The organism is Streptomyces sp. NPDC002054 (assembly GCF_040296685.1).
GTDB lineage: Bacteria > Actinomycetota > Actinomycetes > Streptomycetales > Streptomycetaceae > Streptomyces.
Genome location: NZ_JBEOXT010000002.1, coordinates 140,696 through 154,865, shown reverse-complemented (window position 1 = coordinate 154,865; position 14,170 = coordinate 140,696). Strand labels below are relative to the sequence as shown.

Genomic DNA, 14,170 nt, shown 5'->3' with positions numbered 1-14,170 from the left:
TTCGTCGCGTACGGGCCCGGTCAGCGCCGGGTGTCGGCCGTGTCCAGGACGGCCGCGATGCCCTCCGCCAGGCAGGGGATCCGGTCGGCCGGGATGCCCGCGATGTTGATCCGGCCCGCGGTGGTGCCGTAGATGGCGAACTGCCTGCGCAGCAGGAGCATCTGGTCCACCCGGAGCGGCAGCATCGAGAACATCCCCTTCTGCCGGGCGAGGGTCTGTGCCTGCTCGCCCCGGCCCAGGGCGGTCAGCCGGGCGGCGAGCTCCGTCCGGTTGGCCGTGATCCGGGCCCGCATCTCGTCCAGTTCCGCCCGCCAGGCGGCCCGCAGCCCGTCGTCCTCCAGGATCGTTGTCACCACCGCCGCCCCGTGCTCCGGCGGCATCGAGTACTGGGTGCGGGCGGCGTTCTGCAGGGCCGTCTCGGCGTGGGTCACGGTCCGGCGGGAGGAGCCGAGCACGATGGCGCAGCCGGTGCGGTCGCTGTACAGGCCGAAGTTCTTCGAGCAGCTGACCGCGATGAACATCTCGGCCACCCGCTCCGCCAGCATCCGGGTGGCCCACAGGTCGGCCTCCAGCCCGTCTCCGAGCCCGTGGTAGGCGAGGTCGACGAACGGCACCCAGCCGTTCCGGACGGCCAGCTCGGCCACCGCCTCCCAGTCCTGTGCCGAGGGGTCGACCCCGGTGGGGTTGTGGCAGCAGCCCTGGAGCAGGACCACATCGTCGCGGCCGGCGCCGGCGAGGTCCCCCAGCATGCCCGCCGCGTCGAAGCCGCCCTCGGCGTCGCGCCAGCGGTAGGTACGGACGGTCAGCCCGGCGGCCTCCAGGATGGGCCGGTGGTTGACGTACGCCGGATCGCTGATCCACACCGTGGTGCCCGGGCGGGTCCGGCAGATCAGATCGGCCAGGAGCCGCAGCGCGCCGGTGCCCGCCACCGTCTGGACGGCCGCGGCCCGCTCGGCGGTGCCGCCGGCCCCCAGCACCGTCGCCAGCATGGCCCGGTTGAAGGCGGCATTGCCGGACAGCCCGCGGTACTCCTTGGAGGCGGACCGCTCGGCCAGCCGTATCTCGGCCTCGCGTACGGCGGCCATGACGGGGGTGGTCCCGGTCCGGTCCCGGTAGACGCCGAGCACCAGGTTCAGGCGTTCGGGCCGCTCATCGGTGCCGAACTCGTAGGTCAGGTCCCACAACGGGTCGGCGGGCGGCGGCGGAAGGAGCTCAAGCATCGGCGGGGACCTCGGGTCGCGGGCGGGCGGTGCGGGGGGCGCGGTTGGCGAGGACGACACCCGCGGTGATCAGGGGTACGCCGAGGAGAACGGCGAGGGTGGGCGATTCGTCGAGCAGGGGGATGGCGAGCAGGACCACGACGACCGGGCTGAGGCTGCCGACCACGGACGCGCGCTGGGCGCCGAGCCGGCGGATGGCGAAGGCGTACAGCAGACCGGCGCACAGCCCGACCCCGAGCCCCTGCACCACCAGGAACAGCGCGATGTCGGCGCCCGCCGCATCGGCCATGCCGGTCGGCAGCACCCCGGTCGCGGCGAGCAGCGCAATCACCGCGAAGGAGGGCAGGCACAGCAGCCCGATCGACCCGACCGGATCGAGGTCCACCTCCTTCAGCCCCACCGTGTACAGGGCCCACAGCCCGCTGGCGACCAGGAGCAGGCCGACGCCGGCCGGCACCCCCGCGTCCAGCGGTACGAGGTGCCGCCCGACCAGGGCCAGCACCCCGGCCGCGATCAGCGCGAGCCCGGCCGCCTGGGTGCCCCGGGGCAGGCTGTGGCCGCGTACGACCATCAGCGCGGAGACGAACAGCGGGACCATCCCCGGCACGATCGACCCCACAAAGGCCGCGGAGGTCAGGGACCCCCCGTACATCGCCGCCAGGAAGAACGGCACGCCCGCACCGCAAATGATCTTGATGGCGGCGGCCGGCCGCACCGCGGCGATGCGCCGGCGGCGGCGCCACAGGGCGGGCGCGAGCACCACCAGGGGAACGCCGAAGCGCAGCAGGGCGGCATCGGCCGGCAGCAGGGAGGAGCTGCTCAGGGCGCGGGCGCTGAGCGCGAAGGCGGCCCAGATTGTCACGGTCACCAGCAGCGCGATCATGCCCTGTGCCTGCGGCGAGAGCCGGCCCCAGGCTGGGGGTGCTGCGGAGCGGGGCGGTGCCACCCCCGTGGTGTGCGTCGCGACCAAGGAGGTTGCTCCAGCTTCTGAGACCCGGTTCATCCGTACCCGGGCAACGCTAGGGCTTCGGCCGGGGCAGCCGATTGCCAGTTCTGCCGCTCGGACATACGTTTGGGGCAGGATCTGCCAAGAACTGCCGAAGACAAGCCCTGGAGGCCCGATGGACGCCGTCGATCTGCAGATCATCCGCGAGCTGCAGGCGGACGGCCGGCTGTCCAACCAGGACCTCGCCGACCGCGTCCGGTTGTCCCCGTCCCCCTGTCTGCGCCGGGTCCGCCGGCTGGAGGAGGCGGGCCTCATCCGCGGCTACACCGCCATGGTCGACCAGGTCGGCTTCGGGCTTCCGATCACCGTGTTCGTCCGGATACGCCTGGAGCGCCACACAGCGGAGGCGGTCCGGGTCTTCGAGGAGCACGTCGCGGTCATCGAGCACATCCAGGACTGCTACCTGATGGCGGGCAGCAGCGACTACCTGCTCCGCGTGGTCATCGAGAGCCTCCAGGCGTACGAGTCCCTGGTCCGCCACAAGATCCACGCCATCCCGGGGATCGCCTCGATCGAATCGAGCTTCGCCTACGGCAGCGTCAAGCAGTCCCGCACCTACCCCCGCCCCGCCCCCGGACCGTGATCCGGCCGCCTGGCCTGGGGATCAGCGCACGGCCACCAGCACATGGCTGTTGCCGAACTGCCAGACCGTCCCCACCTCCGCGAACCCGGCCTCCCGCAGCAGCCCGATATGACCGGACAGCGGCAGGTCGTTGCCCTCGCAGGGCGGGTGGCGGCGCTCGCCCCGGCGGGCGAGGAACGGGGCGAGCTCCGGGTCGGCCGCCGCCCCCGACCACCAGGACTGCCAGTCCTCGTGGATCAGCGCCAGGCACCGCTCGGACTGCCGGCGGCCGATGTCGAGGGCGAGTTCCCGCACCGTCGCGGAGTCCGGGCTGATGTGGTCGCCGTTGACCAGGACCCCGCCCGGCCGCAGCCGCCCGGCCAGGTCGGTGTAGACCCGCTTCAGGGTGTCCTCGCCCAGGTAGTGCAGGGCGGTGGTGGACACGGCCGCGTCCACCGGGCGGTCCAGGCCGAGCGCGTCGAGCCAGTCCGGCGCGCCGATCAGCGCCTCCACGTACCGCAGGGCGCTGCCGTGGTGGGCCCGGCCCAGCTCCAGCAGCAGCGGGTCGGCGTCCACGGCCACCACCTCCGCGGCGGGCAGCCGGCCGGCCAGCCGGGCGGCCAGCGATCCGGGACCGCTGCCCAGATCCAGGACCAGGGGAGCGGACCGGCCGAGCGTCATGTGCTCGACCACGTCCGCGATGACGGTGAACCGCTCCTCGCGGTCAACCGCGTACCGCTGCTGCTGGCACTCCCAGCGCTCTACCCAGCGCGCCGCCGCCACCGTACTCATGCCCATAGCGATCGAGTCGCCTCCGCCGCCGTGACCTGTCCTTGCTCATGAAAATCATTGCAGTCCGGCCAGAACGGTGACCAATTTCTGCACCTCTTCGGGTGTGTTGTACACATGGAGACTGACCCGCACCGAGCCGTCCCCTACACTCCGCCCCGCCTGGCAGTGTCCGTCGGAGCGGACCATGAATCCCTCGCCGAACAGGATGAACCCCAGGTCCCCGGCGTCGATCCCGCGGTGCCGGAAGGCCACCAGACTCGTCCTGCGCTGCACCTCGGACTCCGCCGCCAGACTGGTCCGGCAGCCGAGCACCTCGTACGCCTCCAGCCGGCTCAGCCCGTCGGTCAGCCGCGCCGCCAGCGCCGTGGTCCAGCGCTCGATCCGGTCGGTGCCCGCCTCGTCCAGCCAGTCGAGCGCCGCCGCCAGCGAGACGATCCCGGCCGTGTTCGGCGTGCCCTGCCAGCCGCCGGGCCGGAACTCCGGACCCCGCAGACCGCGGGCCCAGACCGCCCCGGTGCCCGGCAGGGCGAGCGCCTTGTGCCCGGAGAAGACCAGGAAGTCCACGTCCAGCCGGTCCACGGACACCGGAAGGTGACCGAAGCTCTGCGCGGCGTCCAGCGCGATCACCACCTCCGGGCCGACCGCCTCCCGCAGCCGGTGCACGTTCATGTCGGCGCCGTAGACGTGGTGCACGTGCGTGGCGGCCAGGAAACGGGTGCGCGGCCCCACGGCCCGGGCCAGGGCCCGTACGTCGTAGTCGCCCGAGCCCTCCTGGCACGGCAGCTCCCGGACCGCGATCCGCACCCCCTGACGGGCCAGCAGCTCCTGCACCTCCAGCCAGGGCGCCAGATTCGCCTGGTGGTCGCCGAACGGCACGAAAATCTCGTCCCCGTCGCCGAGCAGCTCGGGCAGCCAGTCCCGCGCCACGGTCCGCAGCCCCTCCGAGGCCCCGCTGGTGAAGTGCACCGACGAGCGGTCCGGATCCGTATCGCCCAGGAACTCCTTGACCCGCTCCCGGGTCCGCTCCACCATCGCGGTCGTCCGGTTGGCCCAGGGGTAGGAGCCGCGCCCCGCATTGGCATTGCCGGTGGTCAGGTACGTGGTCACGGCGTCCAGAACGGCCTGCGGCTTCTGAGCGGTGGCGGCGCTGTCCAGGTACGCCGGCCCCGGATTACCGGCCACCAGGGGGAACTGTGCGCGCAACGGCCGCTGCCAGTCGGCGAGCGCCTCGAGTTCGTTCGCTTCGTTCGCTTCGTCCGCGAATCCGCCCATGTCAGTCACGCACCAGAGGGGCGCCCGCGTCCCGCCAGGCGATGATGCCGCCGGCCAGACTGCGTACGTCCGGATGGCCCATCCGGGTCAGCAGGGCCGCGTACCGGGCGGACTTCTCACCGACCGGGCAGGCCAGCAGCACCGGCCGGGTCCGGCTGAACGGCAGCCCGCCCCGGAGCAGTTCCTCGAACAGCTCGTCGACGATGTTGACCGAGCCGTCGATGTGCAGCGCGGCGAAGGCGAACGGGCCGCGCAGGTCGACCACCAGCGGCTGCCCCGTCTCGATCCACTTCTGCGCCTCCCCGACGTCGATGATGGGTGCGCCGTCGAGCTCCGTACGTGTCAGCGTGGCCACCGAGTTCCGCACCGGCGGGCGGCCCAGCAGCTCCGGCCGGCGGCGGCCCACATAGCCCAGATAGCTCTCCGCCCGGTCGCACACGATGAACACGGCGGTCCGGCGCTCGGTCAACGCGGCGTCCAGGGGCTTCAGATGGCGGACGGCCCCGGAGTAGGCGGCCCCACCGGTCGGGCCGGAGAGCAGCGCGCACCGGCGCATCAGGGTCAGCATGCCGTCGACGGCCTCGTCCGCGCTCACCGGTTCGATCACGTCGTACGTCGCCGGGTCGAACAGCCCGACCTCCTGCACCTCCTCGGCGGTGCGGATGCCGGGGATGAACTCCGACTTCTCCCCGACGAGACCGATTACCCGCACGGCCGGGTCGTGGGCGCGCAGCGCCGAGGCCACCCCGGTGGACGAGCCGGCGGTGCCCACACAGGCGATGAACCAGTCCGGGGCGCGGCCGTCCAGATCGTCGATGATCTCCGGGCCGGTGCCCCGGGCGTGGGCCTCGGCGTTCAGCGGGTTGAAGTACTGATCGGTGTGCAGGTGGGTACTGCCCGGCTGGTTCAGCCGCTGGTGGAAGAGGGTCAGCGGGTCCGAGGTGTCGGTCGGGTCCAGGCATTCGCTCTGCCCGGGCAGCTCCTCGATCTCCGCGCCCAGCAGCAGGAGCAGGTCCTTGATCTCCGGGATGCGCATCCGGTTGGTGACGCTCTTGAACGGCAGCCCGTGCAGGCCGGCGATGAGGGCCAGGGCCTTGGCGGTGTTGCCGCTGGACAGCTCCACGACCGTGGCGCCGCGGGCGGCGGCCTCGGGCAGCCGGTCGCGGGCCATGTTCCAGGCCGCCCGGTCCTTGAGCGAGCCGAAGGGGTTGAGCATCTCCAGCTTGGCGTACAGGTCGATGTGGCGCAGGCCGTGTACCTCCGGGTCGATGCGCACCAGCGGGGTGTTGCCGATGGCCTCGGTGATGCTGTCGTACCTCATGCGTCCTGTCCCCCCGTGTCCGTGACCGGCCAGTACTCTTCGTCGAGGCGCCAGTGCCAGGTGCCACCTCCCTCCCGTACGGCGACCTTCCGGGCCACGGGCTGCTGTTGGGCCCGGGTGGCGGTGAAGTCCATGCAGTACCCGGCCGTGTTGGGGAAGGCGAGGAGATCGCCCGGGCGCGGCAGACCGGGCAGGAACACCGTCCGGCGGGTGATCAGGTCCGATTCCAGGCACAGGTTGCCGAGCAGGTGCACGCCCACCGGACCCCCGCCGTCCGCCGGACCCCCGCTGTCCTCCGCCGGCGCGCCCCCGGGACGACGCAGCAGCACCGGGTCCATGAGCACGCCGTGTTCCTCCAGGCCGACGTCCCCGGCGTTCATCGCCAGCCGCACCAGCCACCCGCCGCCGTCGGTCTCGCGCCGCACCTCCAGCACCCTGCCGAGGGTCAGCCCGCACTGGTCCACCAGGGCCCGGCCGGGCTCGGCGTACAGATCGCACAGGCTGTCCAGCAGCAGGGTGCCCAGCGGGCGGCCCAGCCCGGGCGCCGGGCGGGACAGCAGTTCGTCGAGGTAGGCCGGCCCGGCGACCGGCCGGAACGCGGGGTAGAGGGCGAGCGCCCCCTTGAGGGTGCCGTTCTCCACCCGCAGGCCGTAGCCGTGCCCGCCCCAGGTGAGGGGGGAGCGCCGGCCCATCACGGCGTCCGTGAGAGCGGTGGTGTACCGGTCCCACTGCGTGCCGTCCGCCAGGTAGCCCACCCCGAAGCCGCCGCCGACGTCGACGGCGCGCGGCCGGAAATCCCGTAACCGCAGGTCCTCCATGGCCCGCAGGCAGCCTTCCAGCGCGGTCGCCTTCTCGTCGAGTCCGGTGGTGTCGAGGTGGTAGCCGACCCCGATCGGCTCCAGCGCGTCCCGGTGGTCCTCGAGCAGGTCGAGGAGCCGGCCGAGGGCCTTCACGGAGGTACCGAAGCGGCTCCGGCGGGAGAGCATCCTCGCCCCGGAAGTCTCGAACTCGGACAGCCGCAGCAGGATGCGGAGCTTGGGGAGCCCGTACCGGCGCACCAGGTGGGCGGCCTCGGCCAGCTCGGCCGGGCCGTCGGCATTGACGACCGCCCCGGACCGGGCGGCCAGCCACAGGAACTCCGGGTCCTTGGGGCCGGTCGCCAGCATCCGGTCCGGGGTGAACCCGGACCCGAGGGCGTGCTGCAGCTCGCGCAGGGAGGCGGCGTCGAGCCCGGCCCCGGTGGCGGCCAGCCGGCGGACCAGGGCACTGGAGCGGTTCGTCTTGTGTGCGAAGAAGACCCGACCCGGGAGCCGGTGGCGACGGAAGACGGCCTCGAACTCCGCCAGATTGCGGGCGATCCGCTCCGGCAGCACCACATTGAGCGGCGACCCGAGCGCATCCGCCAGCATGTGCAGGAACGGGCCCGAGCCCAGCAGCGACGCCAGGTCCGGGCCGAGCTTCGGTTCCAGGTACAGAGGCGCGTCGCTCATCCCGGCTGTTCCTCCCCGGCGAGGCTGGCGAACCGGACCGGCCCCGGCGGCGGTTCGTACGGCTCGGCCCATCATCGGGCCCGGTGTTCCCCGGCTCCAGGGTCTGTACCCCTCCCAGGACCGGTATCGGCCGGATCAGGCCGGATCAGGCCGGTTCAGAGGCCGATGCTCATGAGGATGTCGTCACGGTCGTCGCCCGGAGCCACCCGCAGCGCACCCGGCCAACGGCCCACTTCCGTCCACCCCAGCCTCAGATAGAACTCCTCCAGCCCGAGTCCCGCCCGTGCGCTGAGCTGGAGCCGTTCCAGCCCCATCTCCTCGCGGGCGAGCAGCCGTACGCGTTCCATGAGGGCGGCGCCGATGCCCTGGCGGCGGAACCGCGGATGGGTCTGGACGTGGTGGACCACCCCGCAGTGCGCGATCAGGGGGTGCGGATCCCGCCGGACGAGCAGCCAGCCGGCGAGCCTGCCGCCGACGGTGGCGAGCAGCAGCCTGCTGCGGTCCGGATCCAGCGCGGCGGCCAGCCGGTCCACCACCGGCGAGACGTCCGCCGCGCCGACGGGCGGCATCGGCAGATCGGCGGCGATCACCGCACCGCCCGTGTTGACGACGGCCGTCCAGCAGTCGATCAGCTGCTCCCGAATCTCCGGGGTCATCCCGTCGGGCCGGGTGATCTGCCGGAACGTGAGCGATTCGGAGCCGGAACCCGCTGCGGTCATACCGCCCACCCTGCCAGACCCCGCGCACCCTGGCTTCCTGCCGAGGATGGATTCCTACGCGGAATATGTCACGGCCATTTTCGGGTACGGTGGCGCGGGCACTGAATGCCCACATCGGCATCACGACAGTGGATACTCAAAACCTGTCGCCGAGCGCCTTCTTGATGATTCGAAACATATGAGCGAGGATCATTCGTGCCTGAAAGCGTTGACGAAATGATTGATATGGCCGGAGCCGAGCTCAAGCAGCTGACCCGGCTGCTCGGCCTGGCCGGCGAGACCGCCTGGGACCGGCTGCTGGAATGGCTGGTCGACGACTACTTCCGGCTGGACGCGCTGGGGTTGGAGAACATTCCCGCCGAAGGCCCCGCCGTTATCGTGGCCAATCACTCCGGGGCCTGGGGGCTCGACGCGTTCATCCTCCACAAGGTCCTGACGCGCAGCGTCCGCCGGCCCATGTTCGTGCCCGCGGCGCCCCTGACATTCCGGGTTCCGGTCATCGGCTCGTATGCCCGCAAGGCCGGCGGATTTCCCGTCAACCCCATGCTGGGATTGGAACACCTGAACGCCGGGGAGCTCGTCGGAGTGTTTCCCGAAGGAATCGCCGGCCTGGAAAAGCCGTTCCGGGAACGCTACCGGCTCCGGCCCTTCAGCCCCGGATTCGCGCTCACCGCGCTCCGCTCGGGCGCACCCGTCGTGCCGGTGTCCGTCATCGGCGCCGAGGAGGCGTGCCCCAAGATCGGTGAAGTCCCGGCCCTGGCCCGCTTCTTCGACCTCCCTTACTTCCCCCTCACCCCGCTCTTCCCGCTGCCCGCGAAGTGGCGCATCACGGTCGGCGAGCCGATCCCCGCTCCCGAGGTCCCGGAGTCCTTCGCCGCTCGCAAGGCGGCGGCGCGCGCACTCTGTGACGAGGTGCAGGCCACGGTGCAGGCCATGGTGGACCGGGAACGGCCCCTGGTGGAACCCGTGTTCGGCTAGACCCCCGTCTGGACCTGGGCCCCACCCTGCACCGCGCCGGGGCCGGGTAGGCGCCGAGCCCCGCCAGGACCGCGGCCAGGCCGGGGCCCGGCGGGGGCCCGGTGGCCTCAGTCCGCCAGCCGCTGCGCGGCACGCCGTACGTCGGCGGCGGCCTGGGCGCACCGTTCGGCGTGGCCCAGCAGGACCATCCGGAACCGCTCGCCCGACTCGTCCGCGTTCCAGCCATTGTGGCCGGCGCAGGCCGCGAGGCGCTCCGCGTGCCGGTCCAGCCGGGCCGCGCCGGCCTGGGCCGGCGATCCGTACGAGGCCTGCAGGCCGGGGCGGTCCTCGAGGGGGAGGAGGGCCACGAGCAGCGTCCGCGGGTCGAGTACGGACGGCAGCCGGTCCGCGCCGAGCTGCGGGGAGACCACCACCGGGCGGGCCGCCGCCGCGACCGCGCGCACGATCTCCTCGGCGACCCGCGCCGCGAACCGGGTGGCCGCGCAGCGGGACCGGGCCTCGCACAGGCCGGACGGCCCGGCGGCGGCGTCCGCGTGGTCCGGGCCCTCCGGATCCCGCAGCAGGCCGGGGGCGAACAGGATCTCCGTCCCGGACTCGACGGCAAGGTCCCGCCAGGTGAACGAGGCCCGTACGGGGTACACGGCGGCGGCCACCGGGGGGAACCGGCGGAGCGCCTCGGCCACGGCCTCCTCCGGGGTGGCCGCGGCCCCCACGGCGAGCAGGGCCAGAGCCTGGAGCGAGGTGCCTGCGGCGGCCTCGGACACCAGGGCAAGCAGGTGGGCGACCCCCGGGAGCCCATCCTCCGAGCCCCCGTCCTGGCCCGCCGGGTACAGCGCCAGGCGGCGGCGTAGGGCTGCGGTTCGGGATTCGTGGGTTCGGGTGCCCGTTGCGGTTGTCGTTGCCGTGAGTACCTCGCTGAACAGGGTGTCCTCGGCTGCCGCCGGGCCCAGCACCACGCGCCGGCTCAGCCGCAGCATGCCGCCGTACCAGTCGTGCCACTCCAGCGTGCCGTCCCCGCGCCGGGCCGCGATCACCCCGTCCACCTCCTCCGCCACCGGTACCGCCAGCTCCGCGGCCGATACCGCCGGCTCCCGGGCCGCCGTCGCGTGCGGCGACAGCCCGTACCGCCGCCCGCCGGCCGTCAGGCCGGACGCCGGCCCCAGCGCGCCCGCCTCCTCCGCCCGGACCAGCAGGTCCTCCGCGTCACCGGCCCCGGCAGATGGCGTCAGGAAGGTGCCGAACGGCGTGCGTACCCGGACCGGCTGGTCGGACCCGGTCCGTCGGTACGGGTGCGCACGCAGCAGCCGCGTCACCCCGTCCCCGGTCAGCGCCCCCACCCACGGCAGGCGTTGCGCGACCATCGCCGCGCTGAACACGGCGTTCTCCAGGGGCCAGGCCGTCGCGGGCAGCCGCACCGCCGCCGTGGTCGTGGCCTCGTTGTCGACAGTGGTCATCGGTCGGTCTCCCTTGTGGTCACTTGTCGCGCAGCATGTACGGCTGGTTGCCGACGACCTTGCCGTCGTAGGCCGTGATGAGCTTGTTGACCTGGTCCCGGTAGTGCGACAGCTCCCCGCGCAGCGAGCCGGCGTACGCCTGCGGGGTGTGCGACAGCGGGTAGTCGTACGTCTCGTCCAGCCAGTTCAGTTCGATCCAGCTGGCGGGGATGTCGTTCGGCGAGGCCGGTCCGCGGCCGTTGAGGGTCGGGATCACATCGTGCTTGTTGATCAGACTGATCACCTGGGTGGTGTGGTCGGCGGGCCGCTTGCCGACGATCGGGGAGCCCAGCGTGATCACATGGGTGACCCGGTACACCGAGGCCACGTCCAGGTCCGCCGCCAGGTTCATCGCGGTCAGCCCGCCCAGGCTGTGCCCGACAAACATGACCTCCGCGCCCTCCGGCACCCCGGCCCGCTGCAGCAGCTTCTTCGCGGCCCGGGTGTACGTGGTGTCCGTGCGCAGCATTCCGTCGAAGGCGCCCACCAGGTCCTGCGGGGTGCTGTTGCTCAGCAGCCCGAAGCTGGTCCCCGGCAGCAGGAGTACGTACCGCACCGCGCCGTCGGTGCACTCGATCCGGCGCAGCAGCACCAGGCCGTGGTTGCCCAGGGCCCCGATGTCGTTGACGTAGCTGACGAGGTCGTTGCCGGAGGTCGCCAGGACCTTCGCCAGGATGGAGTCCGGCTCGGTCCGCTCGGCCCGTCCCGGCCCGGGGTTGAGGATGCCGAGCAGCGAACTCGGCAGGCCGAGGAACGGATCCGTGGTCGGGACCCCGCCGGCCAGCGTCACCCAGGAGAATTCGTCGTTGACCGGGTTCTCGTCGAGCAGCCCCGCCAGCGCCAGCAGCTCCATGATCACGGGGCTCAGGGTGGTCAGGGCCCGGGGCACCCCCAGCCGCTCGACCAGCGCGAACAGCGCCCGCAGGGCCTCCGTCCGGTCCCCGGCCACCATCGCCTCCGTCAGGCGCCGGGCCGCCGGAGTGTCCAGGTTCGGGTGCTCGGCCGCCGCCGCCCTGATCCGCAGGGCGAAGGCGTCCACGGCCATGGCCACCTTGGCCGGCCGGCGGTGGGTCAGGTTCCCTGCCATCCGGGCCAGTTCGCCGATGATCCCGCCGTTCGCCCCGAACCCGAGTCCCGCGGGGTTGGTCAGCGCCCGTACGCAGGACACCGCCGTGCCGAGCGCCCAGCCGGGGCGCCGCAACGCCTCCAGCCCGAACCACCGGCTGCTCAGAGCGCCGGTCAGTTCCGCACCCGCCTGCTTCGCCGTGAGGGCAGCGTCCGCCAGCAGCACCGAGGCGGCGATGAGGAGTTCGGGATCGGTGCCCCGGGCCGCGCCCGGCCCGGACGGGGCAGGGCCGTCGGCGGCACCCTCCGGCTGCCGCCGCTCGGGGAGACGCCGATCCGTTGTGTCGACTGTGTCGACCATCTGTGGTGTCACTGTCCGACCTCTCGTCCTGTGCAACGGCTGGTGCGCAGGCATGGTGGCACCGCACGTGATCCACAGGACGCCGCCCCGACCCCGTCCCCGCATGTGAACCCCCGTACCGCACGGCGAGATCCGGCCCGATCAGGGGGATGACGGCGGTGCCACCGGATTGACGCACCCTGGACTCCCCTCGCCCCGGCCCGCCGGGCCGCCCGCCGACACACTGGCGCACGTCCACCGCTGCCGGATCCGGACGGGCAGACTGGAGGAACCCGCCCGCGCGGTCGGCGCGGTCAGGCCGCTCACCCCGGAGGACACAGATCGCCGCGCACACCTCCAAGGCCCCCTCCGGCCCGCTGCTCTGCCTGGTCACCGGCGCGAGCGGATACATCGGGGGACGCCTGGTGCCCGAACTGCTGGACGCCGGCCACCGGGTCCGCTGTCTCGCCCGGTCGCCCGAGCGGCTGCGCGACCACGACTGGGCCGGCCGGGCCGAGGTCGTCCGCGGAGACGTGACCGACGCCGGATCGACCCGGGCCGCCCTGCGCGGCGTGGACGTCGCCTACTACCTGGTGCACTCCCTCACCACCGGATCCGACTTCGAGGAACGCGACCGGAAGGCGGCCCGCACCTTCGCCGAACAGGCCCGCGCCGCGGGCGTCCGCCGCATCGTGTACCTCGGCGGGCTGGTCCCCACCGGGGTGCCGGTCCACCGGCTCTCCCCGCACCTGCGGTCCCGCGCCGAAGTCGGCGGGATCTTCCTCCGCGGGGAGGTCCCGGCGACGGTGCTGCGGGCCGCGGTCGTCATCGGCTCCGGCTCCGCCTCCTTCGAGATGCTGCGCTACCTCACCGAACGCCTGCCGGTCATGGTCACCCCCAGTTGGGTGGGCAGTCGGGTCCAGCCGATCGCCGTCCGCGATGTCCTGCGCTACCTCGTCGGCAGCGCCGCCATGCCCGCCGAGGTGAACCGGGCCTTCGACATCGGCGGGCCGGACGTCCTCACGTACGAGGAGATGATGCGCCGCTACGCCGCGGTCGCCGGCCTGCCCCACCGGCTGATCCTGCGCGTTCCGATGCTCACCCCGTGGCTGTCCAGCCAGTGGATCGGCCTGGTCACCCCGGTGCCGAGCGGGCTGGCCCGGCCGCTGGCCGAATCCCTGCGCCACGAGGTGGTGTGCGACGAGCACGACATCGCCCGGTACGTCCCGGACCCGCCCGGCGCCCCCGTTCCGTTCGACCGGGCACTCGCCCTGGCCCTCCGGCGGGTCCGCGAGGCCGAGGTGACCACCCGCTGGTCCAACGCCTCGCTGCCCGGCGCGCCCAGCGATCCGCTGCCCACCGACCCGGACTGGGCGGGCGGCAGCCTCTACACCGACCACCGCGCCCGCGCCACCGACGCCTCCCCGCGGGCGCTCTGGCAGATCATCGAGGGCGTCGGCGGCGACAACGGCTGGTATTCCGCCCCGCTCGCCTGGGCGGTACGCGGCTGGCTCGACCGGCTCGCCGGCGGAGCCGGCATCCGGCGCGGCCGGCGCGACGCGGCCCGGCTGCGGGTGGGCGACTCGCTGGACTTCTGGCGGGTCGAGGAGATCGAACCGGGCCGCCTGCTGCGGCTGCGCGCCGAGATGCGGCTGCCCGGACTCGCCTGGCTGGAGATGTACGCCGATCCGCCCGCGGGGGACGGCGGGCCGGGCTCCCGCTACCGGCAGCGGGCCCTGTTCCATCCGCACGGCCTGCTCGGCCACCTCTACTGGTGGAGCGTGTCCCCCTTCCACGCCGTGATCTTCGGCGGCATGGCCCGCAACATCACCCGCGCGGCCGAACGCCTCGACACCCCGCCCGGGCCTGGACCGGGCCACGCCCCCGACCCCGGAAAGGCCGAAGGCTGAGG

The 14,170-nt window shown here is 73.0% G+C and carries 12 protein-coding genes; 3 read left to right on the top strand and 9 right to left on the bottom strand.

Features of this window, described 5'->3' with window-relative positions:
• Positions 1 to 20: 20 nt before the first annotated feature.
• Positions 21 to 1,220: an amino acid aminotransferase gene (locus ABT123_RS02355; RefSeq protein WP_351308532.1), complete on the bottom strand. Its 1,200-nt coding sequence runs from the start codon at positions 1,218 to 1,220 to the stop codon at positions 21 to 23.
• The gene (locus tag ABT123_RS02350) at positions 1,213 to 2,190 is read right to left on the bottom strand and encodes an EamA family transporter (protein WP_351308529.1); all 978 of its coding nucleotides are present in this window, start codon (positions 2,188 to 2,190) and stop codon (positions 1,213 to 1,215) included. Before ABT123_RS02350 ends, ABT123_RS02355 begins: the two co-directional genes overlap by 8 nt.
• 151 nt (positions 2,191 to 2,341) lie before the next feature.
• Between ABT123_RS02350 and ABT123_RS02345 the strand changes: the two genes are divergently transcribed.
• Positions 2,342 to 2,809, top strand: a complete 468-nt coding sequence (locus ABT123_RS02345) for an Lrp/AsnC family transcriptional regulator (RefSeq protein ID WP_351308527.1) — start codon at positions 2,342 to 2,344, stop codon at positions 2,807 to 2,809.
• A gap of 21 nt (positions 2,810 to 2,830) precedes the next feature.
• Here the strand turns inward: ABT123_RS02345 and ABT123_RS02340 are convergent, their stop codons facing one another.
• From ABT123_RS02340 to ABT123_RS02320, 5 genes are all read right to left on the bottom strand, one after another.
• The gene (locus ABT123_RS02340) at positions 2,831 to 3,586 is read right to left on the bottom strand and encodes a class I SAM-dependent methyltransferase (protein ID WP_351308524.1); all 756 of its coding nucleotides are present in this window, start codon (positions 3,584 to 3,586) and stop codon (positions 2,831 to 2,833) included.
• A 48-nt stretch (positions 3,587 to 3,634) separates the two neighbouring features.
• A complete protein-coding gene (locus ABT123_RS02335) occupies positions 3,635 to 4,852 on the bottom strand; it encodes an aminotransferase class V-fold PLP-dependent enzyme (protein ID WP_351309013.1) in 1,218 nt (405 codons plus the stop codon).
• Position 4,853: 1 nt separating this feature from the next.
• The gene (locus ABT123_RS02330; RefSeq protein WP_351308521.1) at positions 4,854 to 6,173 is read right to left on the bottom strand and encodes a pyridoxal-phosphate dependent enzyme; all 1,320 of its coding nucleotides are present in this window, start codon (positions 6,171 to 6,173) and stop codon (positions 4,854 to 4,856) included.
• A complete protein-coding gene (locus ABT123_RS02325; RefSeq protein ID WP_351308518.1) occupies positions 6,170 to 7,663 on the bottom strand; it encodes a type III PLP-dependent enzyme domain-containing protein in 1,494 nt (497 codons plus the stop codon). Before ABT123_RS02325 ends, ABT123_RS02330 begins: the two co-directional genes overlap by 4 nt.
• Before the next feature lie 155 nt (positions 7,664 to 7,818).
• A complete protein-coding gene (locus ABT123_RS02320; protein WP_351308515.1) occupies positions 7,819 to 8,382 on the bottom strand; it encodes a GNAT family N-acetyltransferase in 564 nt (187 codons plus the stop codon).
• Between the two features lie 195 nt (positions 8,383 to 8,577).
• Here ABT123_RS02320 and ABT123_RS02315 point away from each other — a divergent pair, with 195 nt between their 5' ends.
• Positions 8,578 to 9,360, top strand: coding sequence for a lysophospholipid acyltransferase family protein (locus ABT123_RS02315; RefSeq protein WP_351308512.1), 783 nt, complete (start codon positions 8,578 to 8,580; stop codon positions 9,358 to 9,360).
• 107 nt (positions 9,361 to 9,467) lie between these two features.
• Here the strand turns inward: ABT123_RS02315 and ABT123_RS02310 are convergent, their stop codons facing one another.
• Positions 9,468 to 10,814, bottom strand: a complete 1,347-nt coding sequence (locus tag ABT123_RS02310) for a cytochrome P450 family protein (RefSeq protein ID WP_351308509.1) — start codon at positions 10,812 to 10,814, stop codon at positions 9,468 to 9,470.
• Between the two features lie 19 nt (positions 10,815 to 10,833).
• On the bottom strand, positions 10,834 to 12,279 hold the full coding sequence (locus ABT123_RS02305) for a lipase family protein (protein ID WP_351308507.1): 1,446 nt from the start codon (positions 12,277 to 12,279) through the stop codon (positions 10,834 to 10,836).
• A 320-nt stretch (positions 12,280 to 12,599) separates the two neighbouring features.
• Between ABT123_RS02305 and ABT123_RS02300 the strand changes: the two genes are divergently transcribed.
• On the top strand, positions 12,600 to 14,168 hold the full coding sequence (locus ABT123_RS02300; RefSeq protein WP_351309010.1) for an SDR family oxidoreductase: 1,569 nt from the start codon (positions 12,600 to 12,602) through the stop codon (positions 14,166 to 14,168).
• The last annotated feature ends 2 nt before the right edge of the window (positions 14,169 to 14,170 follow it).